Here is a 23,663-nt window from a genome sequence, read left to right on the forward strand (position 1 = left end):
GGCGCGAGTACCGGGCTACCCGAACACCGCGGGGTGTTCCGGCCTGCGCGACCGTGGACGCGCAGGCCGGAACCGGATTCAGGGCCAATTCGTGCGGGCCCAGTCGATGAGGTTCACCATCGCGGCGCCGCCGGCGTTGATGTTGTTGTCCTCGAGGACGGTGCCGTTGGGCGCGGTGATGATGTTGCCGCCGCTGAGTGTGCCGATGGTGTAGGGGATGTTGTCCCACCAGCCGAACAGCGGGCCGCCGGACTCACCCGGTGACGCGTCGCCCAGATGCTCCACTTCGGCGGCGTCGCCGTCGGGATCGTCGTCGATGACGGCGATCGAGTTCTGGTAGGCCGGCCGCTCCCCACTCGCGATGGCCCCCGGATAGCCGGTGAGCGTCCAGTAGGCGCCACCCTGCCAGGCCGGGCTGTACACCTTCGAACCCATCCAGCCGAGCGTGTTCCCCAGCGGTTCGTAGAGCCGCAGCACGCACATGTCCCTGGCCGCGACCCCCGGGTTCCACCCGCGGAAGTCGGAGACCCAGGAGGTCATGGCAGCGCCGGCCAGCGGTGCACCGTCCCAGTAGGACGGGACGAACAGCATGCCCCACTGGGTGGCCGTGTCCCACGGGCACACATGGCCCGCGGTGAGTACGTGCCGGGGCCCGACCAGCACGCCCGATCCCCGCCACGACCAGCTCGGCGACGCGAAATCGGTCTTGGTGAAGATCTTCCCGACACAGCCCCACGGATAGGTGCTGGGATAGTAGGTCTGGCGGTCCTCGGGCGGGAAGACGCCGTAGAAGGGCTGCACCTCGCTCCCGTCGACCCGCCGGATGCGCTGGCGCGGAGCGAATTCCATGGTCGTCTTCGGCTGGTACACCAGGGCGCTGGTGGCGGGCCGGTATCCGTCGGTGGATCGCGGGCCGCCTGCCGTCCCGACATCGTCGGCGTCGGTGACCTGGTATGCGGTGCGGCCGGGCAGGCCGGTGTGGATGCCGGGTGGCAGCCGCAACCGCAGTCCGCCGTCGACCGGTTCGACCAGGGTGGTGAGGTCGAGCTCGGTGGCGGCGATGGTGACGCTCTCCGCCGACGCGGCGGCGACCGCCTCGTCACTCGGCGCCGCCGTGGCGGGTTCGTCGAGGCGGGTGGCGAGTTCGTCCAGGGTGAGCGGTGGTGTGGGGATGTCTGCGCTGGTCATGGTCGTGCACCTTCCGGTCGGGTCGAGGGGACGAAAGCCCGTCGGCGAACCGGTGTTCCGGGCCGAGCGGGTGTCCCGATGGTCGCGCCGGGTCCGGGCGGCAGGCGCGAGTAACGGACTACGCGACCCGCGCACCCGGCGCATCCGGGTGCGAATCGCGTAGCCCACTACTCGCGTACGCGCCACGTCGGCGCCCCTACGGTGCAGTCGAGCCCGCGAGAAAGGCACGACGATGATCGACCCCGTAGAGATCTTCTGGACCCCGCGAGGAACTTCCCTGGCGGCCCTGGACACCAAGCGCCTGATCGACATCCACGACGGCGACACACCCAGCATCCGCATGCCGGTGCGCATGCTGTCGATCGATACTCCCGAGATCACCGCCGGTTCCGCCGAGGGCGCCGCCCGCATCGACGCGAAATTCCTGGAGCTGGCCGAATGGATCACCGACCGGCCTGCGCAGGTGCCGATCTCCCCCGACCTGGCCGCGTTCCTGCTTCCCCGACTCGCCGCGGGCAACGCGGGCACCCTGCAGTTCACCCAGGGCACCGCTGCCGCCGATTTCGCGAAAGACAATGCGGCCCAGCGGCTGACACTGCCCAACGGCAGACAACGCAGCCTGTTCGTGCGAATCGCCGACACGCCGTTCGACGGCAACGCACGCCTACTCGCCTATATCGCGCCCTCCCTGACACGGACCGAGCTGGCCACCCTGCCCCCGGAACAACGCTCCACCTTCAACCTGGACATGATCCGCGCGGGCTGGGCCGCACCGTTCGTGCTCTTCCCCTCGATCCCCGGCGAAACCGACCTGCCCATGCTGCTGCACGCCGCCGCCGATGCGGTCGCGGCGGGCCGCGGCATCTGGGCCGACCCACACACCATGCCCGCCTACGAATACCGCAGCGTGGAGCGCCTGCACAGCATCGCCAAGTCGATCATCGTCGACAACCGCCCCGTGGCCGATCCCCGGGGCTGGCGCGAACGCTATTGCGTCGATATGCGCACCCGCGAACTAGTCGGCCCGGAAGACTATTTCACCATCGACCCGATCTACCGCCTGTGGCTGTGGCCCGCCGACGTCCGAGAAGCCGTCACCACCCTCAACCTCCACCCCTCCCCCCGGCTCGCGGGGGCTGGATGAGGCTCGTCACCACCATGACAACTACGACCCTGCCGGCCGCCTCATCCGCAAGGTCACCACTCGAATCTCCCGTAAGCCCGCCGTAAAGGCGTTGTCGGATGCGGTTATCGAGCTCGATCTGAAGCCACCGATGGAATGCCGTCCAACAACGTCACACGGCTCAGCGTGTGAGGTCGGCCAGTTGGATGTCGAGAGTGACCGGGACCGTGGTAGTCAGCCGGTCGCGGTGCACTCCCGTAGCCACATAGACACCGGTTGTGTCATCGAGTTCGTAGGTGTGCACGACTGGCAGGCCCGATTCGTCCTCGATGCGCCAAAAATGCCGTAAACCTGCTTCGGCGTAGAGGCGGGGCTTGTAGCGCCGATCCCGGTCTTCGGACTCTGCCGAGACGATCTCGACCACCAGATCGACTTCCTCGGGCAGGAAGCGTGTGCGGTCTGGGGAGTACGGGACGCGGGCGGCGATGATGTCCGGCTCCGGTCGGCTCCGGTTGTTCAACTTGATGGTCATCTGCGCTTCAACAGTCCGCTCGGCGGGCACAACTAGCTCCAACGCGGCAGTGAGCCTGCGGATTACCCGGTCGTGCCAACTCCGCTGAGGGGACATGTTGAAGATCAGCGCTCCATCGAGCAGCTCGGTGTGGCGAGGGGCATCGGGCGGCAACAGATCGAGGTCATCAGCTTCCCAGCCGCTGTCGCGCGGCGGGTACATCCACTGCGGAATCGCGGTGCTCACTGAAGCGCTCCTTCCGCTCGGGGGCCGACCTGCGAATCGGCGTTGGCCGGTCTCGCCAAGTCTAGATGAGACCCGCCATCACCGGCGGCACACCGCGATCCCGGAATCGTGGACGCACTCGTCAGCGGACCAGCTCGTTCTTGGTGGCGTAGTTGGTCATCGCGGAGTTCAGGCCGCGCATGGCCAGCGTGTAGGCGTAGGGGAAGTAGCGCTGGCCCCAGTGGGCGAACTGGATGTCGCGGGAGGTGTAGACCCAGTAGCGGTTGCGTTCGACGCCCTTGATCACGGCCGTGGCGGCCTGGTCGGGGGTGACGGCGTGGCGCATGAACAGGCCGATGGCCTTCTGGAGGGCGGCGTTGTCGCGGTCGACGCCCGCGATGTCGATGGTGTCGGCCATCGGGGTGGCCATGGCGCCGGGGCAGACCAGGCTGACGCCGATCTTGTGGCGGCGTAGGTCGAAGCGCAGCACCTCGGAGACGCCGCGCAGGCCGAACTTGGTGGCGCTGTAGGGGGCGTGCCACGGCAGGCCGAAGATGCCGGCCGCCGAGGACACGTTCACCAGGTGGCCGCCGCGGCCCGCGGCGATCATCGGGGTGATGAACTCCTCGATGACGTGGATCGGGCCCATCAGGTTGATGTCGACCGTGCGGCGCCACTGCTGGTGGGTGAGCTTGTCGACGGTGCCCCAGGTGGCGATGCCCGCCACGTTCATGACGATGTCGACGTTGCTGACGGCTTCGAAGGTGTGGGCGGCGAGGCCGACCACCGCGGAATGGTCGCTGACGTCGGCCGCGTGCGCGAGATGCACCGTGGCGCCTGCCGCGCGCAATTCCTCGGCGGTGGTGGCGAGGGCGTCGGCGGTGATGTCGGTCAGGACGAGCGACGCTCCTTTGGCGGCGGCCGCGAAGGCGGTGGCGCGGCCGAGGCCGCTGGCGGCGCCGGTGATCAGGCAGGTCTTCCCGTCGAACTTCGTCATGGTCCCGACCCTACGTTTGGTGAACAGCTGCGTCTACGGTTCCGTGGTGATCGCGATGGTGGTCCAGCCGCCGACGTGGATGCGGCTGCCTTCGCGCAGCGCGACCGCCTGCTGCGGAGGGATCGGCTTCTCGGCGCCGTCCAGGCTGGTTCCGTTGGTGGAACCGAGGTCGGTGATGGTGAGTGCGCCACCCTGATCGACCTGGATCATCGCATGGGCGCGCGAGACACCGATGTCCACGGGGGCGATGCCGAGGTCGATCTCGGGCACGATCCCCTGCGAGGCCGATCTTTTTCCGATCAGGAACTGATTGCCGCGCAAGATGATTCGGCGTTCGGGATAGAAGTCCGGGAATTCGACGCGTTCGGCGTCGGGTCCCTTGCGCGCTTGCACGCGAACGTAGAAGTCGCGGTCGGCGAAGATCCGCGCGACCCACGTCCTGGTCCGGCCACTGTCCGGGATCGCGCCCGCCGCGATCACGGTCGGATCGAACGTGCCGCCGGGCCGCGCGCCCGTGAGCGACGGATCAGCTGGATCCGGTCGCGGGCCCCGCTGCGACAGGTCGGGCCGCGCACCCGACGAGGACGGGTCGCGTCGCGCACCGCCCTGCGACAGGTCAGGCGACGCACCGGCGCTCGTCGGATCGGCCGGGTCCGGCCACGCACCGGCACCGGACGCGGCCGAGTCGGACCGGTCGCCGACTCGCGACGCGGCGGTGGGCGGCGGTAGGGCCGAATCGTGGCCGCAGCCCTCGCAGAAGCGCCCACTGGTCGGGGCTTGGCAGTGGGGGCACAGTCGCAGGGCCGCCTGGTCGGGCACCGGTGCACCGCCGAGTGCCGAGCCGCACACATCGCAGTAGTCCGTCGACTGCGACTGGTGTCCGTCCGCGCACATCGGCATGTCAGCCGCCCTCCGGCCGCACCCTGGCGGTCTTGGTCGAGCGGATGTCGAGGGCGAGTTCGTCGGCCGCGGCGACCTGGCCACGCAGCTTCACGGTGCCGTCGTGCTCGACCTCGACCACACCGCGCAGCAGTTTGGCGGTGGATTCGTGGCCGGAGGCGGCGGCCAGCTCCACCGCGCGCCGCAGTTTCGCGGTCGCGGTGGTGACGTCGCCGTTGCGGCGGGCCGCCAGACCTTCCTGGACGGCCTGTGCCAGTTCGACCTGGCCGGTGTAGTGGGCGACGCGGGTGCTGATGCGGGTCGACAGCGTCGAATCGGTGGTCCAGACCGCACGCACGAGCCCTTGGCCGAGGACCTCCTCACCGGCCAGCACACTCAGTCGCGCGGCCAGCTTCTCGCGGCCCGGCGCAGCCGGTTCCAGTTCGATCTGCACGTGGTATTCGCGTTCCTCGGCGGCCCACGACGACAGCGGGTACTCCCCCACCTGCGCGCCCGCGTCGGTCCGGCGCGCGGTCAGGTCCTCGAGCACCGGTGAGACCTGCTTGACCATCCGCACCCGCGCACCGGCGGGGGTCCAGACCTTCAGGGTCAGTTCCGGGATCACGCGGGCGGCCGACGAGCGCATCATCGCGGCGAAGTCGGCTGCCAAGTCCTTCGGATCGGCGACGATGTTCGCGTCACCGGACAGTTTCGAGGCGATCTTGCGCAGCTCCTCGGCGACCCAGTCGTCGCCGACACCACGGCAGTCGCAGACGAAAAGCCCTTCGGCGCGGTCGAGTTCGGTCGCGAGCTCCTGCGGGGTCTCGTGTTCGTTCTTGCCATCGGTGAGCAGGATCGCGTGCGCCTGCGCGCCGGGGTGCGCGGCGGCGACCTGGCGGGCCAGCGCCAGCCACGACCCCATCGCGGTGCCGCCGTCGGGCCGCAGGCGGTCCAGGGCCCGGCGGGCCGAGCTGCGGTGCGCGCGGTCGGCGGGCGCGGACATGACGTTGTCGGTCGGGTAGATCATCCGGGCCGATTCGGTGCCCTCGATGATGGCGAACGCGGTGCCGTCGGGGATCTCGTCCAGTGCGGTGCGGGTGGCGTTGCGCGCGTTCTCGAATTTGCGCTTGTTGCCCATCGAACCGGAGCAGTCGATGATCAGGATCTCGAGCCGCGGCGGTGGTGTCGCGACGACGGCGAGTTCGGGGCCGGTGGTCACGGTCAGCACCGCGTCCACCACGCTCGCGCCTTCGGCGAGGAACTCGTTCTGGTCGACGGCGATCGAGATACCGGCTGTCTCAGGGGAACTCATGACACTCCTGGTTCTGGCGATACGGCGACGGGCACCGGAGCCAGTGCGACCGTGATGTTGTCACTGCCCCCGCTGTTCAGGGCGAAGTCGGCGAGCGCGCGAGCGGCGGCCTGCGGTGAGGTCTCGACGGTGAAACCGGCGAGCGCGATCGCCTCCGGCAGGTAGTTCCACAGGCCGTCGGTGCACAGCAGCAGGGTGCCAGGTTCGGTGACGAGCATGCGTTGCAGGCAGTTGGCCGACCACGGGGCTTCGCCACCGTCGGCGCCGAGCCAGCGCAGCAGGGTGTGCGCACGGGGGTCGTTCATGGCGGCGGTCTCGTCGAGGGCGCCCGCGTCGACGAGGGCCTGGGCCCACGAGTCGTCGATGCTGAGCCGGCGTGACTTGGTGGGATCGCCCGCCGCGAGCCAGAAGGCCCTGCTGTCACCGACATTGGCGACGGTGATGTCGGTGCCGAGAGTCGACTCACGCACGATCGCGGAGACGTAGGTGCACGACGGCGCGTATTCGGGAGTGCGCGACATGCCGCGCACCGCCGCGGTCGCCGCTGCCAGGCCCGCCATCGCGGCGTCGGAGTCCGCTCGGCCCTCGGCCAGCGCGGCCAGTGCGGCATCGACCCCGGTGCGGGCGGCATTGCCGGAGGCGGCCTGGGGATCCTGGGAGGTGGAGACACCGTCGCTGACCACGATCACCCGGATCCCGTCGCCCTCGCGCACCGCCGCCGCGACCGCGTCCTCGTTGCGCGAGTGGCTGATGCCGCGATCGGTGAGGACGTAGACGGCGCCGAGGTCTTCCTCGAACCGGTCAGGGACGGGCTTCGGGCTGCCACACTTGACGCAGAAGCCGCCCTCGTAACGCCGTTCGCCGCAGGTCGAGCACTGCGGCACCGAGACCGGATCGTGCACGGGCAGTGCGACTTTGCGCACCCCGAGTTCGCGACCGCAGCCTTCGCAGAAGCGGTGTCCCGATCGTGCCGAGCCCGCGCAGTCGGCACAGCCCGGCGCGGTCACAGGGTGGTCCTCGGTCGCACGGAGTTCGCCTGGTCCACCAGGACGAATCGGGTCCACATGTCGTCGGCCTCGCGCGCCAGTGTCCGCAAGCATCGTTCCAATCCTGTCCGCACGCCCTGCTCGGTGAATTCCACGTCCAACAGCTTGCCTGGTGCGCTCGGCCGCTGTCCCGCCCGGATCCAGTTCAGCGCCGCCTCGAGCACGAACATGCGCACCTGCGCGGTGCGTTTGCGCGAGTCGAGGCGCAGTTGGTCGACGCGCTCGCCGGTCTGTCTCAGCAGTGCTTCGTCCAGATCGGCCGGATCACGGTGCGCCAGTAGGGTTTCGACGGCGGAGACCCGCGCCTCGGTGAACATCGAGGAGGTGCGGTCGACTTGGTCGAGAATCGTCACCGCGCCCGTGCGGTCGCCGGTGGTGCGGCGCAGGCGCGCGGCGCCGAAGGCGGCGGACAGGTAGGTGTGGTCGGTGCGCCACACCACTTCGTAGAGGGCAGGCGCGCGGCCGAGTTGGCGGGCACCGGTGTCGGGGTTCTCCGCGCGGGCGGCCTCGGCACCGAGTTCCAGTGCGGCCGCCAGCGCGAGTTTGGGGGCGGGTTCACCGGGCAGCGCGGCGTAGACGGACTCGAAATCCGCGGCGGCCGACGCATAGTCACCGGTCAGCAGGGCGGCCTGGGCGCGATACCAGACGGGGCGCCAATCGAATTCGAGTTCGGCGTCCAAGGCCGCGAGACGGTTCAGTGCCGCCGGTGCATCGCCCGCTTCGAGTTCGGCGCGGACCAGCCGCAGCGGGATCTCGACCGACTCGCCCGATCCGGTGACCACCGCACGCAAGCCCGCGGTGAGCGCCTGCTCGAGCTCGGCGGGGGTCGCGGCGTCGGTGGTGGCCAGCAGCGCCGCGCCGCTGTCGCCCGGGTCGACCAGCGGCGCGGGCAGGCCCGTGATGAGGGCGGCGGGTTCCGGTGTGGCGCTGTCGATCCCGAAGACCGCGCGGGCGGGGCCGAACTGGCTCGACATGCCGGGGCGTGGAATGCCGTCGCCGGTGGCGAGCACCTCGCGCAGGACGCCGGTGAGCTGGTCGGCCATCTCGCTCATCGAGGCGAAGCGAGCCAGTGGGTCGGGGTCGGTGGACCGCTGCAGGAATCGGTACAGCGAATCGTGTTCGGCCAGTAGCGGTTCGGTGTCGGGACCGGGTATCGGGCCGAGTTTGCCGTCGACCGAGGGCACGCGCATCATCAGCACGGCGAGCGTGCGGCCCGCGGTGTAGATCTCGGTGGCCACGGTGGGACCGGTTTCGGCGATCTCGGGTGCCTGGTAGCCGAGCGTGCCGTAGATGGGACTGGTGCGGTCGTCCATCGCGATGACGGCACCGAGGTCGATCAGCTCGAGGCGTTCCTCGGTCTGCATCACATTGTCGGGCTTGAAATCGCAGTAGGCCCAGCCACGCGCGTGCAGATAGCCGAGGGCGGGCAGCATTTCCAGCACGTACGCGATCGCCTGGGCAGGCGGCAGATAGCGCTGGGTTTCGGCGCGGTAGGCGCGCAGGATCTGCTTGAGCGAGGTGCCGCCGACGTAGGCCATGACGATGTAGCCCACGGGCTCACCGTCGGCGTCGGCGTGTTCGGTGAAGTTGTGGATCTTGACGATGTTCGGGTGGTCGACCTCGGCCAGGAACCGGCGCTCGGCCAACGCCGCGGCCAACGCGTCGGCGTCGCCGGTGTCGATGAGGCCCTTGAGCACCACCCAGCGCTTGTTGACGGCGCGGTCGGTAGCCAGGTAGATCCAGCCGAGACCACCGTGGGCCAGGGCGCCCGCCACCTCGTATTGGCCGCCGACGAGATCGCCCGCCCGCAAGCGGGGCACGAACGAATAGCGGGTGCCACAGTGCGGGCAGAACCCCGAGGTGCGGCCGGGAACGCCCGCTTGCCCGCGGCCGACGGGCTTGTCGCACTTGCCGCAGAAACGATCGGATTCGGGGACCTGCGGATCGGTGAGCACCGCGGTGGCCGGGTCGACGCGCGGGACCGGTGGCACCTCGACGAGTCCGGCGCCGAGCCTGCCGCGCGCGGCCGAACGTGCCGAGCCCGACCGGGTTCGCACCGAACGGCTCGAGGTGCGTCCGCTGGCGCTGACCGTCGACGCGGACGGACTGTGCGTCGGGCCCGTCACCGAGGCCGGAGCGGTACCGCAGGTATCGCAGTAACCGTCAACGATCGTACCGCCGCAATCGGGTTCGCCACAGGCACCCGGAACCGGCAGTGGCGCCGGTGGGGCCTGACGGTTTCCGCCGCGTGGTTGCGCTGTCGTGCGCCCGGACCGGCCGTTACCCGCGGGGCGGGCCGGTGCCGGTGGCGCGCTCGCGACGGGGGCGGTACCGCACAGCGCGCAGTAACCATCTTCGATCGTGCCGCCGCACCCCGGTTCATTACATGTCATGCTGTCCGCCCCGCTTTCTCCCCGATGATCGAACGATAGTCCGCGACCGCCCGGGTGACCGCGGCCAGATCGCATGGTGTGCGGGTGAGCAGACCGGCCGCGATCCGGTCGGCGGCGAGCACGTCGCGGTCCTCGCTCACCCCGAGCCGAGAGGCCTTGGCGCGGTAGGCCGTGAGTCTGCCGCGTAGTTCGGCGCGACGATCGAGCAGCCCGCGCGCCAATTCGTCTCGCCGCGTGGCCTTTTCGGTCGCCTCGGCAGTGCGCACCCGCAATGCCAGGAGGTGTTCGACGGTCGCGCGGCCGGGAGAATCACCGAGGGTCTCGAGTTCGGCGCGCAGCCTGGTGGCCGGTTCGCCGCCGTCGGGGAGCTCGCCGGTCGCGACCTTGTGCTCGGCCTGGGTGGCGGTGTCGTCGGCGTGCTGTTGGAGTTCGCCGAGCGTGGTCAGCTGCGCGCGCAAGGTGGCGACGGCGCCGGGTAGGTCGGCGGCAACGGCGAGGTGGTCACTGTGGCGGGCGGATTCGGTGTCGACCAGCGCGGTGAGCGAGGCGAGGGTGGTGTCGATCTCGCCCGGTCCGAAACCGAGCGGGTCGGTACCCGCACGACGCAGGAGGGTGGCCAGTGGTTCGGCGGCCGCGTCCAGCGCGCCCCGTGCCTGTTCGACGCGTTGTTGCAGCGGGGCGAGCGCGCCGAGCACCCGCGCGTCGACCGCCGCGACCTCGTCGGCGAACGGGGCGACGAAGGCGAACGCGGCCCGCATCCGGTCCAGGCAATCGGCGATACCGACGGTCACGACGGTCTCGCTCGGGCCGGTCAGGCCGCGCTGCGCCAAGGGGATCGGGATCCTCGCCACCTCGTGCGGGCGGCCACGCAGCAGCTCGGTGAGCCGCCCGCGGGCGCGCTCGTCGACCTTGCCGCGCCCGGCCCGCACCGTCTCGGCTTCGCCGAGGATCGCCCGCACCCGCCCCAGGTCCTCCCAGAGTTCGCCCAGCGCCTTCTCCACCGGCACCCAGCGACGCGCGGTCTCTCCCGTCGGCGGATAGCGGCGGACCAGCGCGAGGCCGGGGTGGCGGTCGAGTTCCAGCAGTGTCGTGGTCACTTTGGCCAATTCGGCTGTGCGGCTGGCCAGTTCACGATCGATCTCGAGCACGCCGAGCATCGGCCAGGTCATCCGACGTACCGGGGTACCGGCGGACCCGGTGAAGCGCCGAGGGTCGACAGATGCCGGCCGTAGATCCGCTGCCAGGTGCCGTCGGTGCGGGCGCGGTCGAGTACGCCGTTGACGAAACGCACCAGTTCGTCGCTGCCGCGCGGCACGCCGACCGCGTACGCGCCCGCGCCGATCGGGTCGCCCACGACCTCGAGGTTGTGGTCCTGGGCGACCAGACCCGCCAGGATGGGCTCGTCACCGCTGATCGCGTCGACGGTGCCCTGCTGGAGTGCGACCAGGCAGTCGGTCCAGTTGGTCACGCCGAGCACGGTCGGGGGCGTCGGCAAGGAGAACAGTGGTGCGGCCGCGGTCGTGCCCTTCGCCACGCACACCCGCTTGCCCGCGAGCCCGGCCCCGCTGCTGATGCCCGAGCCGTGTGGTGCCGCGATGCGTTGCGCGGCGCGGTAATACACGCTGGAGAAGTCGACTTCGCGCCGACGTTCGCAGGTCGCCGAGAAGGTCCGCACGATCATGTCGACCTTCTTGTCCTGCAGCAGCGGGATCCGGTCGGCGGCGGTGACAGAACGCAGTTCGATCTTGTCCGGGTCACCGAACAGGTCGCGCGCGATCTCCCTCGCGAGGTCGATATCGAAACCTTCGAGCCTGCCTGTCGTCGGATTGCGGAACCCGAACATGTAGGTGTTCTGGTCGACACCCACCCGCAGCCTGCCGTTGGCGACGATCGCGGCCATCGCCGATCCGGCCGGCATCGCACCCGGTCGCGGCTGGGTCGTCGGCGCCAGTGTCGCTTCGGTATCGCAGGATCCGGTGCCTTCGGCGGTCGGTGCCGAGGTGATCGCTTCCGCGCCGGGCAGCGGCGGGGCGACGGCCGTGGCGGGAATGGTCGACGGTTCGGGTGCGTCACCGCAGCCGGCGACCACCAGGACGGCCGCGGCGAGCACCAGGAGCAGGGGGCGTCTCACAAGAACTCCTTCATGCGTGGCCAGAGTCCGCTGATCACCGCGCCGGCCGCGGCCAGCAGCAGGATCAGTGTGCCGAAGGGGCTCAGGATCAACGAGTTTCCGGCGGCCGCGACGCCGTCACGGAGATCGTCGCGGGCCTGGGCGAGGTCGTCGCGCAGTTCCTGATCGAGGCGGGCGAAGCTGGTGGCCGAGCTCTCGGGGCCGGTGCCGATCGCCTGGGTGACCGCGCCGGGATAGTCGGCCTTCTCGTAGGCGGTGCGCTGGGCGTTGTGGCCCGCGCGCCAATTCGTCAGCGCGCGTTCGGCATCGGAGTCACCGCCACCGGCGGCGGTGAGGCGCCCACCCAGGTCGTCGCTGTGCGTCTGGAAGGACTTCTCCGTGGCGGTGATGTCGCCGCGGGTGATCAGGGCCAGGGTTTCGTCGGTGCGGGCCTGCTGGGCGAGGATGCGGGCGCCTGCCAGGTTCTCCACCCGCGCCCCGGCACCGGAGCGACCGGTGTCGAGCAGTTGCGCGGCGGTCATGGTGGCGCCCACGGTCCACAGCAGGGCCACCAGGGCGGCACCGAACGCGAAGGCCATGCCGGTGTTCACCAGGCGGTTGGTCCGCCGCAGCAGTACCACCGAGCCGATCGAACACGCGACCAGGACCAGCAGCAGCGCCACGATGCTCGTCCACGGCAGCGCGCCGATGCGCTGCTGGTCTTCGCGCACGGCGGTGAAGCGGGCCTTGCTCAGCTGTTCGGCATTGGGCAGCAGGGAGGTCTGCATCAGATCCGAGGCTTGCCGCAAATACGCCGAACCGACCGGGAAGCCCTGCCGATTGTTGGCGCGCGCGGTCTCGACCAAGCCCGTGTAGGTCGGCAGGTCGGCGGCGATGCGGGCCACGATCGCCCTGGTCTGCGCGTCGGCGGCACCGGCGGTCGCTTCCGCGAGCGCGGCGGCGGCTTCGGCGAGCGCCTGCTCGTAACTGTCTCGTACCTGCGGTGATTCGATGCCGCCGGACAGGAAGGCGGTCGCCGCGCCCGCGTCGGCGGCCGAGAGTGACACGTACAGACTCTGCGCCGCGAATGCCAGGGGCTCGGTCCGGTCGAGGACCTGTTCGGTGCGCACGATCTTGGCGTCGAGCTGTTGTCCCGCAGTCAGTCCGGCGACCACACAGGCCACCGTGGTCACGATGAGGACCACCCCGATCGCGCCTGGTGTCGTCGCGGCGAATCGCCGCAGCCACGTCCCCGCGTCACGGATGGTCGCCGGTAGGCGAGATCCCACACCGTCCTCCTTCATCTCCCCGGGCGGTGTCTTCGATCGCGATAGTACGTCAGGAGCTGAAAGTTCGCCCAGGTGAAGGAAACCGGCTTCGCACCGACAGCGGACGAGGCCCGCCACAGTTCACTGTGACGGGCCTCGACGGGGTTCGGTGACTACGCGCCGACGACCTTCGCGCCGGGTTCGACGGCGGTGCCGGTCTTGCTGAACTGCAGCACGCCGTCCTCGATCGGGGCCTTGTGCATCAGGGTGCGGTCCCGGTAGTAGTTGTTGACCAGTTTCCAGGCGCCACGGGCGCCCTGGCGGGGCATGGCGTCGTTGCCGCGCTGGATGTAGCCCGAGGTGAGGGCACCACCCATCAGCGACTCGTCGGCGATGTCCTCGGGATTGGCGTGCACCTCGAAGGTGGTGTAGCCGCGGTCGCGCATGATGTTGAGTACGCGGCACAGGTACGCGGCGGCGAGGTCGGCCTTGAGGGTCCAGGAGGCGTTGGTGTAGCCGATGATCATCAGGAAGTTCGGGATATCGGAGTACAGCACGCTCTTGTAGGCGACCGTCTCGTTGAACTTCACCGGGGCGCCGTCGATGGTCATCGTGATGCCGCCGAGCATCTGCACGTTCAGGCCGGTGGCGGTGACGATGATGTCGGCCTCGAGCTCCTGACCCGACTCGGTCAGGATGCCCTTCTCGGTGAACTTCGCGATCCGGTCGGTGACGATGTCGGCCTTGCCGCTCTTGAGCACCTTGAACAGGTCACCGTTGGGGACCACGCACAGGCGCTGATCCCACGGGTTGTAGCTGGGGGTGAAGTGGCGCAGGTCCACCTTCTTGCCGAGCTGCAGGCGCACCTGCGCCAGCATCAGCTTCTTGGCCAGCTCGGGGTTGGTGCGCGAGAGCTGGAAGCTGGCGCGCTGCAGGGCGATGTTGCGGGCACGGCCGATCTTGTAGGCGATGGCGTCGGGCACGCGGGACTTCTTGAAACCGATCGCGACCGGGTCGTCGGACGGCAGTGCCTGGATCCAGGTGGGCGAACGCTGCAGCATGGTGACGTGCGCCGCGGTGTCGGCCATCGACGGGATCAGCGTGATCGCGGTGGCACCGGAACCGATGACGACGACCTTCTTGCCTGCGTAGTCCAGATCCTCGGGCCAGTGCTGCGGGTGCACGATCTGGCCCTTGAAATCGTCCTGACCGGGGAATTCGGGCTGGTAGCCCTTGTCGTAGTTGTAGTAGCCGCTGGCGCCGACGACGAAGTTCGCGGTCCAGGTCTCGGTCTCGCCGGTGGCCTCGATTTCGGCCGTCACCGTCCACAGTGCGGCGCCACGATCGAAATCGGCGGTGACGACCTTACGGCCGAAGGTGATGTGGTCGGTGACGCCGTATTCCTTGGCGGTGTCCTCGACGTACTGACGGATGCTGGCACCGTCGGCGAGCACCTTGGTGCCGATCCAGGGACGGAAGCCGAAACCGAAGGTGAGCATGTCCGAGTCCGAGCGGATGCCGGGGTACTTGAACAGGTCCCAGGTACCGCCGATGTTCTCGCGGCGCTCGAGGATCGCGTAGGTGCGTCCGGTCTGCTCGCGAGTGAGGTGACAGGCCGTGCCGATTCCGGACAGGCCAGCGCCGATGATCAGTACGTCGACATGCCGCGTCATTGAGGAAACTCGTTTCGTAGGGTCGCCGACCCGGGCATCGTCGCCCGAGCCTCCATCGAGGTTACGTGTTTCGCGTAGTTACGTCTAGTTAGGCGCTGGGCGCCGTGGCGTGTCGGGAGTTGCGCGCACGGTGATCGGAATCCGTGACGAGGGCGAGCGCACCGGTCAGCATCGAGGGATGACCGATCAGCGCCTGTCGTTTCACTGGTTCCTGCCCACCTACGGCGATTCACGCGGGCTGATGGCGGGCGGACACGGCAGCTTCATGTCCGGTGATCGTCCGGCGACGCTGCGCTACCTCAACCAGCTCACGGCCGCCGCCGAGGACATCGGCTTCGAGGGCGTACTGACGCCGACCGGCGCCTGGTGCGAGGACGCGTGGCTGACCACCGCGATGCTGGTGCAGACCAGCGAGACGCTGAAGTTCCTGGTCGCGTTGCGTCCCGGCCTGACCAGCCCCACCCTGGCCGCGCAGATGGCGGCGACCTTCCAGCGCCATTCCGCCGGGCGCCTGCTGCTCAATGTCGTCACCGGCGGCGAGCAGCGCGAGCAGGAGGCCTACGGCGACTTCCTCGACAAGACCGAGCGCTACGCGCGCACCGGTGAGTTCCTGCACATCGTGCGCGAGCTGTGGTCGCGGACCGAACCGTTCAGCTTCACCGGCGAGCACCTGCGGGTGAAAGACGCCGTCCTCAGCGCCCGGCCCGACCCGATTCCGCCGGTGTTCTTCGGTGGATCGTCGGGTCCGGCCGGGCCGATCGCCGCCCGCTATGCCGACACGTACCTCACCTGGGGTGAACCGGTGGACGCCGTCGCGAAGAAGCTGGACTGGATCCGCGGACTGGCCGCGATCGAGGGCCGCACCGTGTCCTTCGGTCTGCGCATCCACGTGATCAGCCGCGATACCGCCGCCGAGGCCTGGACCGAGGCCGACCGGCTCCTCGACGGCATCTCCCCCGGTGAGATCGAACGGGTGCAGGCGAACCTGGCCAAGAGCGATTCCGAGGGGCAGCGCCGGATGGCCCGACTGCACAACGGCCGGACCGACGGTCTCGAGATCGCCCCGAATCTGTGGGCGGGCGTCGGACTGGTCCGTGGTGGCGCCGGGACGGCGCTGGTGGGTTCACACGCCGAGGTCGCCGATCGACTGCTCGAATACGCCGCGATCGGGATCGATCACTTCATCCTCTCCGGGTATCCGCACCTGGAGGAGGCGTACTGGTTCGGCGAGGGTGTGTTGCCGATTCTGGAGCGCAAGGGCGTGTGGGCCCATCCGTCACGACCGGTGGCGGTGCCAACGGTCGCGCCGTTCACCGCGGCCGCCAGCAGCTGATCCCGCGGGCGTGGCCAGGCTCCCGCCCGCGCCCGCGGTGAGTTCGCACCCCCGAATGGCAGTCTCTGCACCGATGCGTCCGCTGCCGTTTGCCGGGTGGCGCGGTGGCTCAACAGCTTTCACTGGAGGCGTGACCTGCCGATTTTCCGATTACCGACCGGTAGGCCCGAAATGCCATGACGCACACTGTGCCTCGCCGCACCGCATTCCCCCAACCGTTTTCGGCATCGAGTGCAGCGGGGGTTCCACGTGAATCAGCGCAGTTCGAGGCAGGTTCGGACAACGATCGCCAGGGCCGGAAGCGGTCGGCGACAGGCTCGCCGGCGACCTGTGGTCGACCGGGAAGGCCAGTCCGGAACCCATCAGTGCCCCGGCACGTTGACGGGTCATGCCGACCGACCCCTACTGGAACCACAACGTGCACTACCACCCCTGGGTACTCGATCAGGTACCCGACACTGCCCGTACGGCATTGGATATCGGCTGCGGTGACGGGTTACTCGCCCGCAAACTGGCGACCAGGTGCGATGCGGTGCTCGGCGTCGACATCGACGAGCGGGTGATCGCCGGCGCGCCCGCCGCACCCAACGTCCACCTCGAGCACGCCGACTTCCGCGAGCTCGATCAAACCTTCGACGTGGTCACTGCGGTCGCCACGCTGCACCATGTGCCCGTTCGTGACGGCATCACCGCCCTGCGTCACCTCGTCGCCCCCGGCGGCACCCTCGCGGTGGTCGGCCTCTGGAAGATGCACCCGGTCAGCGACTTTCACTACCTCCCGCTCCTGCCCGCGATCTGGGGAATCGACCAGTGGCGGCGGCGGTCCTTCGGCGGCCCGGCCGTGGCCCTTCGGGATCCACAGGAGACGATGACCGAAATCCGGACGGCAGCGGCCGAACACCTCCCCGGCGCGGAGATCCGGCGCCGCTTGATGTGGCGATACACCCTGCGCTGGCATCGACCCCGCTGAGGGTCAGCGCACCGGCCCGCGACTGATCACCGCCCCAGGACTGATCCGTATTGTCCGAATCGATGTGGGGGTGCGCCGACCGGAGTGATACAGTCCGGCGGGATTTTTCGATGGGGAGGGTCAGACATCAACGCATCACGGACAGTTGTGTGGCGCACCGGGTTCGGGGGGTCGAGTCGATGAATCGCACCAGGTGGATCATCGCGGGCGTGGTCGCGGTGGTCGCGGTGATCGTGGCGGTGCTGGTCGTTGTCGTTGTCACGCGCGACGACGATCCGCGGGAATTCGTCTCCGAGAACTACCAGCGGGCGAAACAACTCGATCAGGCCAACGACGGCGTCGCCTACCTCGCGGCAGGCGCACCGGCGGTCGTCGCCGCGGCGATCGCGAAGGCGACCGACCCCAAGGACCGCCGCAACACCGGCGACAACCACTACCTGCGGTTCCCCACCAGGGATTTCATCGCGGTGACCCCCCACGCGGGCGGCTCGATGGTCCTGCTCGACAGCTATTCGAACGGCAACCGCCGCCATCACGCGCACATCAGCGGTTACGGCTGGACCAGCGGCTCGGCGGCGGGCGACTACCGCGGCGGCGGCAGCGACAACGGCGGCAAGTAGTTCATTCGGGCGTCTCGCCCGCACAGCACAGGAGGACACTCATGCTCGCCGACCTGGCGGCGGACGCGGGCGCCGCGCTCGCCTATTCCGCGGTGGGAATCGTGTTGATGGCCGTCGGTTTCGGCGTCGTCGACCTGCTCACCCCGGGCGACCTGCGCGCCCAGATCTGGATCGAACGCAACCGCAACGCCGCCATCCTGTTGGCCTCGAACCTGTTCGGGGTCGGGATCATCGTGGCCGTGGCCATCTGGACCTCCGAGGGCAAGATCGCCGAGGCACTGCTGTCCAGCGCGATCTACGGGGTGATCGGGCTGGCCGCGATGGCGGTGGCGTTCGTGCTGCTCGACGCGCTCACCCCCGGTGACTTCAGGGCCGTCGTCGCCGACGCCGAACCGCATCCGGCGGTGTGGGTCACGGCGTCGGCGCATGTGGCGGTCGCGCTGGTGGTGGCCGCGGGCCTGACCTGATGCCCCGGCACCGCCTGGCCAGGGCGGCGCTGCTGGCGACCGTGTTCGTCTGCGCGGCATGCGGTTTGGTGTACGAGCTGTCGCTGGTCACCCTCGGCAGCTATCTGATCGGTGACACCGCCGCCCAGGCCTCGATCACGCTGAGTGTGATGGTGTGTTCGATGGGTGTCGGCGCGCTGGTGGCGAAACCGTTGCGACCCCATGCCGCTGCCGCTTTCGTGGCGGTGGAGTTGGCTTTGGCCGTGGTGGGCGGGCTCTCGGTGGCGGCGCTGTACGCCAGTTACGCGTGGCTCAACATCTATACGGGCACGCTGGTGCTGGCGGCGGCGGTGATCGGGATGCTCGTCGGCGCGGAGATTCCGTTGCTGATGGAGTTGCTCCAGGACATCCGCGAGCAGGAAGCCAGCAGCGCGGTCGCCGATCTGTTCGCGGCCGACTACGTGGGCGCGCTGCTGGGCGGCTTGGCGTTTCCGTTCCTGCTGCTGCCGGTGTTCGGGCAGATCCGCGGCAGCCTCGTGGTCGGGGTCGTGAACGCGATCGCCGGACTCGCGTTGGCGTTCTTCTTCTTTCGCGACAGGATGACCCGCGGTGCCCGCCACACCCTGATCGCCGCCACCGTCGCGGTGGCCGGTGGCCTCACCGGCAGTTACCTCTACGCCGATCGTTTCGAGGCGACCGCGCAGCAGGCCCTGTTCGCCCACCCGATCGTGTGGCAGACCCGCACGCCCTATCAGCAGATCGTGCTCACCGAATCGTTCTCCCCGTTCGGCACGACCGATACCCGGCTGTATCTCAACGGCGGACTCCAGTTCTCCTCGGTCGATGAGTACCGGTACCACGAGGCGCTGGTGCATCCGGTCCTGTCCGGCCCGCACCGTGAGGTGCTGGTGCTCGGCGGCGGTGACGGCCTCGCGCTGCGCGAGATCCTGCGCTATCCCGATATCGCCAGCGTGACGTTGGTCGAACTCGACCCGGCGATGGTCGACCTCGCCCGCACCGACGACCGCCTGACCGACCTCAACCAGCACGCCTTCGACGACCCGAGGGTCACCGTGGTCAACGCCGACGCGTTCACCTGGTTACGCAGCGCGCCAGGCCTTTTCGATGCGGTGATCGTCGACCTGCCCGACCCCGACCAGACCTCGGTGGCCAAGCTGTACTCGCAGGAGTTCTACGCGATGACCGCGAATGTCCTTGCCCCCGGGGCTCGCATGGTCGTCCAATCGGGCTCACCCTTCTTCGCTCCGCGCTCCTTCTGGACCATCGACGCCACCCTGCGTTCCGCGGGCCTGCACACCACCCCGTACCACGTGGACGTCCCCAGTTTCGGTGACTGGGGCTTCGTGCTGGCGTCGGCCACCACGTCCCCGAACCCGTCCCTGCACGGCCCTGGTCCCCTGCGGTCCCTGGACGAGAACACCCTCGCCGCGGCCACCGTCTTCCCACCCGACCGCCGGGCAGTCGACCCCGAGGTGTCGACGTTGATGCACCCGGTGATCCTGGATCTGCAACGCCAAGAATGGCGTTGACGTCAGACCTGGCCCGAACACGCGAGGTGCGTGCCGACAACGGCGAGCCCGAGTACGGCGACCGCTGCCGACAGCGCCGGAAGCGGTTCGCGGATCAGCCGGGTCGCCGCCCGCCGCACCGCGTCGCTGAACCGCTCGAGCCGGAGCCCGGGCACGGCACGCCCGGTGGTCTCAGCAGCGGCGGTACCACGCAGTTTCCGGCGGACGACGCCGATGAGAGTGAGAACGAGCGCGGTGATCAACATCGTATTCCCCGCCCGCTCAGCGCGTTCCGACAGCGGCGCGCGATGACGTCGCGCGGCGGCCGGGAGCGGTGACGATGCCGAACGCGATCAGGCTGTCGGCGGTGTCGCGGATGGTGTCCTCGATCGGGCGCATGGTCCAGCCGAGTTCGCGGCGGGCCTTGTCGGCGCTGACGTGTTCGGTGCGGCCGAGGACCGGCACGGTCAGCCGCACACCTTTGTCGAAGACGGCGACGAGGCGGATCAGCAGGTTCGGCAGGACGCGGGTCGGGACACGGAAGCCCTGCGGGTTGTAGTCGCGCGCGAGTCGCTGGGCGAGCTCGCCCATCCAGAGCGGCTCGGCGGCGCAGATGTACCGATTGCCCGCGGCCGCGGGCACTTCCATCGCCAGCCGATGCGCGACGGCGAGGTCGCGCACGTCGACAGGAGTCCAGCCGGTGTTCACCGAACCGGGCACGTCGCGGGCCAGCAGGCGGCGGACCGGTTCGTGGGAGGTGCTGGTCCGGGCTTCGAGCAGCGGGCCGAGGATCATGCCGGGGTTGACCACCACGAGTTCGGTTGTGGTGGGCGAGTTCTCGATGAAATCCCAGGCTGCCCGTTCGGCGAGGGTCTTGCTCTTCTGATACGCGGGGATGCGGTCGACCACCGACCAGTCGTCCTCGGTGCGCACCGCGTCCACGTCATGGCCGTAGGCGACGGCGGCGACCGAGGAGGTGAGCACGACCCGGCGCACACCGGCGGCCGCGGCGGCGCGCAGGACGCGCAGGGTGCCGCCGACCGCGGGTTCGATGAGCTCTCGCTCGTGCTCGGGCGGCGTGGCGGGAAACGGTGACGCGACGTGCAGCACGGTGTCGCAGTCGGCGACCGCCGCCGCCCAGCCCGCGTCGTCGTCGAGGGATGCCGCGACGAATTCCAGCTCACCACCGGTGCGGCGGGCGAGTTCGGTGAGGTGGGCGCGTGTGGTGTGCGCGGCGAGGTCGCGCACCGTGGCGCGGACGGCGTAACCGTGGTCGAGGAGTTCGGCGATGCAGTGGCCGGCGACGAAACCTGTCGCGCCGGTGACGAGGACCCGAGTGGTCATGGTGTCTCCTATCTAAGCGGTGCTCAATTAATCTAAACACTGCATAGATTTGCTGTCCAGTGCCAATTTCGGCACGGGTCTCGCCTACGCTCTTCAGGGTGAAGCGCACCAGTTACCACCACGGCGACCTGCGCGCCACGCTGATGGACGCCTGCCTGCGCCTGATCGAGAGCGAGGGTCTGGCCGCGGTGAGCCTGCGCCGCGTCGCCAGGGAGGCCGGAGTCAGCAGCGGCGCGCCCTACCACCATTTCGCCGACCGGGCCGCACTGCTCTCGGCGCTGTCGATCGACGGCTTCCAGCAGCTGGCCACCTACATGGTCACCGCCAGAGCGACAACGACCGACCCCCTCGCGGCACTGACCGAACTCGGCGATGCCTACGTGCGGTTCTCCCGCGAGCACCCGGCCCAGTTCCGGCTCATGTTCCGGCCCGAGCTGTCCCAACCCGACAAACATCCTGATGCCAGCGCCGCAGGCGACGCCGCCTTCAACGTCTTGGTCGACACGCTCGCCCAATGTGTCGCCGAGGGTGCCCTGCCCGCCGAGGGCGCCGAAACCCTCGCCGTCGCCTGGTGGGGGCTGGCGCACGGGCTGGCATCGCTGTGGCTCGACGGCCATCTCGAGAAACGCAGCGAGCAGATGGGCACCCACGCGCCCGAGCTCGTCGACACGATCATGCGCACATTCACCACGCTGATCACGCCGGGGGCATCGACCACCTGACGCGCCGCCGGATATTCCGACGACGCGGCGGGTGCACTCACCTACAGTGGGTACCACCGTGTTAGCCGTTGCGTAGCCGTTTCGAGCAGGAGGCCCGATGTCTGGCACCGCGAAACTCGATCCCGTGGTCGAGGCGTTCGTCGACGCGCTCAACGCGCAGGACACCGACCAGTTCTACGGTGTGCTCACCGAGGACGCGACCATGTCCGATGATGGTGTCGAACGCAATCTCACGCAGTGGACCGAGGCCGAGATCTTCAGTAGCAACGGGCATCTCGTCGTCGACACGGTCGACGCCGACGACGGCCTCGAAATCACCGCCGACTACACCAACAGCCGGTGGGGTTCGATGCGTACCACCTGGCGGTTCGTCCTGCGCGACGGGCTGATCAGCCGATTCGAAACAGGACAGGCGTGACCGACGATCTTCTGCTCACCCCGCGTTACGGCACAGCATCACTCGCCGATCTACTTCCCTCGATCCTGACCTGCCTCGGCGTACCGGGCGACACCGACCGACTCGGTCTCGACCTCGACGTCGACCGGGTCTGCGTGCTGCTCGTGGACGGACTCGGTGCGCAAGCCCTGGCGGCCGAATCCGCTGTGGCGCCGTTCCTGACGAGCCTGCCGGAGGTGAGCATCGACGCCGGTTTCCCGAGCACCACGGCGACGAGCCTGACCACCCTCGGCACCGGCCTGCCCTCGGGCGAGCACGGCATCGTCGGCTACTGCATGCGCCTGCCCGGCGAAGAACGCCTGTTCAATTCGCTCAGGTGGCAACTCATGGGTGACGGCCCGAAGGTCGACGCGCGCACCGCGCTCCCACCCGACCGAATCCAGCCGCACCGCACCATCTTCGAACGCGCCACCGACGCGGGCATCGCGGCGGTGCAGGTCGCGCCGAGCTACCAGGACGGCTCCGGCCTGACCCTGGCCGGCTGGCGGGGCGGCGGATTCCGCACGGCCTATTCGGTGGGCGATCTGGTCGACGGCGTGTTGACCGCTCTCACCTCGGCCCCGAAAACCCTTGTCTACACCTATCATTCGGAACTCGACACCACCGGCCACGCCCGTGGGCCCGCCAGCCGGTCGTGGCGGTTCGAGCTGGCCAACGTCGACCGGATCGCCGCCGAGATCGCGGCGCGGCTGCCCGCCCGCTCGGCGCTCGTCGTCACCGCCGATCACGGCATGGTCGAACTCGTCGAGCGCATCGATTTCGACACCCACCCGTATCTGTCCGACAATGTCGTCGCACTCGGTGGCGAACCACGCGCCCGTCACGTCTACACCGACGACAGTGCCGCCGTCGCCGACACCTGGCGCGGCGTTCTCGGGGACGGGTTCCTGGTGCGCACCCGCGAGGAGGCGATCGAAGCAGGCTGGTTCGGGCCTGCCGTCACCCGCGACGCCGCCGCACGCATCGGCGACCTGGTCGTGATCGCGAGCGGCGACGGCGGTGTCATCCGGTCCGGCGCCGAACCGCTGCAATCGCTGATGATCGGCCACCACGGCTCCCTCACCCCCGCCGAACTGCGGGTTCCCCTGCGGATCCATCGCGCTTGAGCGCCACCACATAAGCTGGCACCGACGCGCGGCTGCGCGTACACGGACCATTCCAGGAGGAAACATGGCTGCCAACACCCGAACCGGCGCCGTCGCGGTGGGCGTCGCGGTGCTGGCGGCACTGGCCACCGGGTGCACCGAGGTCGAGCGGGCACTCAACCAGGGCGGCGACACGACCTGCCGCGACTACGTCAACCAGGACGCGAACACCAAGCGGATCACCATCACCAAGGCGATCAAGCAGCAGACCGGCAACGACAACGAGCCGATGGGCACCGTGGTCGACTCGATGATCGTGCAGGTCGACCTGCTGTGCGCGACCCAGCGCAATGTCGACACCCCGATCAAGAACGCCGACATCGCCGGGATCTTCCTGAACAAGTAATCGTGGGCGTCAAGGCGACGCGACAG

23 protein-coding genes are annotated in these 23,663 nt (G+C 69.2%); 10 read left to right on the plus strand and 13 right to left on the minus strand.

Features of this window, described 5'->3' with window-relative positions; genetic code table 11:
* Nucleotides 1–78: 78 nt before the first annotated feature.
* Complete coding sequence (locus ACQHI0_RS14405; RefSeq protein WP_427908447.1) at nt 79–1,188, minus strand: trypsin-like serine peptidase; 1,110 nt, start codon at nt 1,186–1,188, stop codon at nt 79–81.
* A 232-nt stretch (nt 1,189–1,420) separates the two neighbouring features.
* Between ACQHI0_RS14405 and ACQHI0_RS14410 the strand changes: the two genes are divergently transcribed.
* Nucleotides 1,421–2,332: a hypothetical protein gene (locus ACQHI0_RS14410; RefSeq protein ID WP_427908448.1), complete on the plus strand. Its 912-nt coding sequence runs from the start codon at nt 1,421–1,423 to the stop codon at nt 2,330–2,332.
* 160 nt (nt 2,333–2,492) lie between these two features.
* On the opposite strand, the gene ACQHI0_RS14415 is transcribed toward ACQHI0_RS14410, so the two are convergent.
* From ACQHI0_RS14415 to ACQHI0_RS14460, 10 genes are all read right to left on the minus strand, one after another.
* Nucleotides 2,493–3,068, minus strand: coding sequence for a Uma2 family endonuclease (locus ACQHI0_RS14415; protein WP_427908449.1), 576 nt, complete (start codon nt 3,066–3,068; stop codon nt 2,493–2,495).
* Nucleotides 3,069–3,189: 121 nt separating this feature from the next.
* Nucleotides 3,190–4,044, minus strand: a complete 855-nt coding sequence (locus tag ACQHI0_RS14420; RefSeq protein WP_427908450.1) for an SDR family oxidoreductase — start codon at nt 4,042–4,044, stop codon at nt 3,190–3,192.
* 33 nt (nt 4,045–4,077) lie between these two features.
* Nucleotides 4,078–4,863 (minus strand): FHA domain-containing protein, encoded by a 786-nt coding sequence (locus ACQHI0_RS14425; protein ID WP_427908451.1) that lies wholly within the window; start codon nt 4,861–4,863, stop codon nt 4,078–4,080.
* An 82-nt stretch (nt 4,864–4,945) separates the two neighbouring features.
* Complete coding sequence (locus ACQHI0_RS14430) at nt 4,946–6,235, minus strand: VWA domain-containing protein (protein ID WP_427908452.1); 1,290 nt, start codon at nt 6,233–6,235, stop codon at nt 4,946–4,948.
* On the minus strand, nt 6,232–7,242 hold the full coding sequence (locus ACQHI0_RS14435) for a PP2C family protein-serine/threonine phosphatase (RefSeq protein WP_427908453.1): 1,011 nt from the start codon (nt 7,240–7,242) through the stop codon (nt 6,232–6,234). Before ACQHI0_RS14435 ends, ACQHI0_RS14430 begins: the two co-directional genes overlap by 4 nt.
* Entirely contained in the window at nt 7,239–9,338 is a 2,100-nt protein-coding gene (locus tag ACQHI0_RS14440) for a tetratricopeptide repeat protein (protein WP_427908454.1), read from the minus strand. Before ACQHI0_RS14440 ends, ACQHI0_RS14435 begins: the two co-directional genes overlap by 4 nt.
* Before the next feature lie 332 nt (nt 9,339–9,670).
* Nucleotides 9,671–10,843 carry a hypothetical protein gene (locus tag ACQHI0_RS14445; RefSeq protein WP_427908455.1) on the minus strand — a complete coding sequence of 391 codons (1,173 nt, stop codon included), beginning with the start codon at nt 10,841–10,843 and terminating at the stop codon, nt 9,671–9,673.
* Complete coding sequence (locus tag ACQHI0_RS14450) at nt 10,840–11,805, minus strand: glutamate ABC transporter substrate-binding protein (RefSeq protein WP_427908456.1); 966 nt, start codon at nt 11,803–11,805, stop codon at nt 10,840–10,842. Before ACQHI0_RS14450 ends, ACQHI0_RS14445 begins: the two co-directional genes overlap by 4 nt.
* Nucleotides 11,802–13,073, minus strand: coding sequence for a hypothetical protein (locus ACQHI0_RS14455; RefSeq protein ID WP_427908457.1), 1,272 nt, complete (start codon nt 13,071–13,073; stop codon nt 11,802–11,804). Before ACQHI0_RS14455 ends, ACQHI0_RS14450 begins: the two co-directional genes overlap by 4 nt.
* 152 nt (nt 13,074–13,225) lie before the next feature.
* Nucleotides 13,226–14,725, minus strand: coding sequence for a flavin-containing monooxygenase (locus ACQHI0_RS14460; protein WP_427908458.1), 1,500 nt, complete (start codon nt 14,723–14,725; stop codon nt 13,226–13,228).
* Between the two features lie 178 nt (nt 14,726–14,903).
* Here ACQHI0_RS14460 and ACQHI0_RS14465 point away from each other — a divergent pair, with 178 nt between their 5' ends.
* From ACQHI0_RS14465 to ACQHI0_RS14485, 5 genes are all read left to right on the plus strand, one after another.
* Nucleotides 14,904–16,058 (plus strand): LLM class flavin-dependent oxidoreductase, encoded by a 1,155-nt coding sequence (locus tag ACQHI0_RS14465; RefSeq protein ID WP_427908459.1) that lies wholly within the window; start codon nt 14,904–14,906, stop codon nt 16,056–16,058.
* Between the two features lie 388 nt (nt 16,059–16,446).
* Nucleotides 16,447–17,028, plus strand: a complete 582-nt coding sequence (locus tag ACQHI0_RS14470; protein ID WP_427908460.1) for a class I SAM-dependent methyltransferase — start codon at nt 16,447–16,449, stop codon at nt 17,026–17,028.
* A gap of 179 nt (nt 17,029–17,207) precedes the next feature.
* On the plus strand, nt 17,208–17,648 hold the full coding sequence (locus ACQHI0_RS14475; protein ID WP_427908461.1) for a DUF4247 domain-containing protein: 441 nt from the start codon (nt 17,208–17,210) through the stop codon (nt 17,646–17,648).
* A gap of 41 nt (nt 17,649–17,689) precedes the next feature.
* On the plus strand, nt 17,690–18,115 hold the full coding sequence (locus ACQHI0_RS14480; protein WP_378914280.1) for a DUF350 domain-containing protein: 426 nt from the start codon (nt 17,690–17,692) through the stop codon (nt 18,113–18,115).
* Nucleotides 18,115–19,644 carry a polyamine aminopropyltransferase gene (locus tag ACQHI0_RS14485; RefSeq protein WP_427908462.1) on the plus strand — a complete coding sequence of 510 codons (1,530 nt, stop codon included), beginning with the start codon at nt 18,115–18,117 and terminating at the stop codon, nt 19,642–19,644. Before ACQHI0_RS14480 ends, ACQHI0_RS14485 begins: the two co-directional genes overlap by 1 nt.
* A gap of 2 nt (nt 19,645–19,646) precedes the next feature.
* Here ACQHI0_RS14485 and ACQHI0_RS14490 read toward each other — a convergent pair whose 3' ends face one another.
* Nucleotides 19,647–19,889: a hypothetical protein gene (locus ACQHI0_RS14490; RefSeq protein WP_427908463.1), complete on the minus strand. Its 243-nt coding sequence runs from the start codon at nt 19,887–19,889 to the stop codon at nt 19,647–19,649.
* A 16-nt stretch (nt 19,890–19,905) separates the two neighbouring features.
* On the minus strand, nt 19,906–20,967 hold the full coding sequence (locus tag ACQHI0_RS14495; protein ID WP_427908464.1) for an NAD-dependent epimerase/dehydratase family protein: 1,062 nt from the start codon (nt 20,965–20,967) through the stop codon (nt 19,906–19,908).
* Between the two features lie 98 nt (nt 20,968–21,065).
* Here ACQHI0_RS14495 and ACQHI0_RS14500 point away from each other — a divergent pair, with 98 nt between their 5' ends.
* The 4 genes from ACQHI0_RS14500 to ACQHI0_RS14515 all read left to right on the plus strand — a co-directional run bounded on the left by ACQHI0_RS14500 (nt 21,066) and on the right by ACQHI0_RS14515 (nt 23,637).
* Nucleotides 21,066–21,689 (plus strand): TetR/AcrR family transcriptional regulator, encoded by a 624-nt coding sequence (locus ACQHI0_RS14500; RefSeq protein ID WP_427908465.1) that lies wholly within the window; start codon nt 21,066–21,068, stop codon nt 21,687–21,689.
* 97 nt (nt 21,690–21,786) lie between these two features.
* Nucleotides 21,787–22,107 carry a nuclear transport factor 2 family protein gene (locus tag ACQHI0_RS14505; protein ID WP_427908466.1) on the plus strand — a complete coding sequence of 107 codons (321 nt, stop codon included), beginning with the start codon at nt 21,787–21,789 and terminating at the stop codon, nt 22,105–22,107.
* Entirely contained in the window at nt 22,104–23,252 is a 1,149-nt protein-coding gene (locus ACQHI0_RS14510; protein WP_427908467.1) for an alkaline phosphatase family protein, read from the plus strand. The genes ACQHI0_RS14505 and ACQHI0_RS14510 overlap by 4 nt, the downstream gene beginning before the upstream one ends.
* Nucleotides 23,253–23,316: 64 nt before the next feature.
* Entirely contained in the window at nt 23,317–23,637 is a 321-nt protein-coding gene (locus ACQHI0_RS14515; protein ID WP_427908468.1) for a hypothetical protein, read from the plus strand.
* The last annotated feature ends 26 nt before the right edge of the window (nt 23,638–23,663 follow it).

The sequence above is a fragment of the Nocardia sp. FBN12 genome (assembly GCF_050320175.1).
GTDB lineage: Bacteria > Actinomycetota > Actinomycetes > Mycobacteriales > Mycobacteriaceae > Nocardia.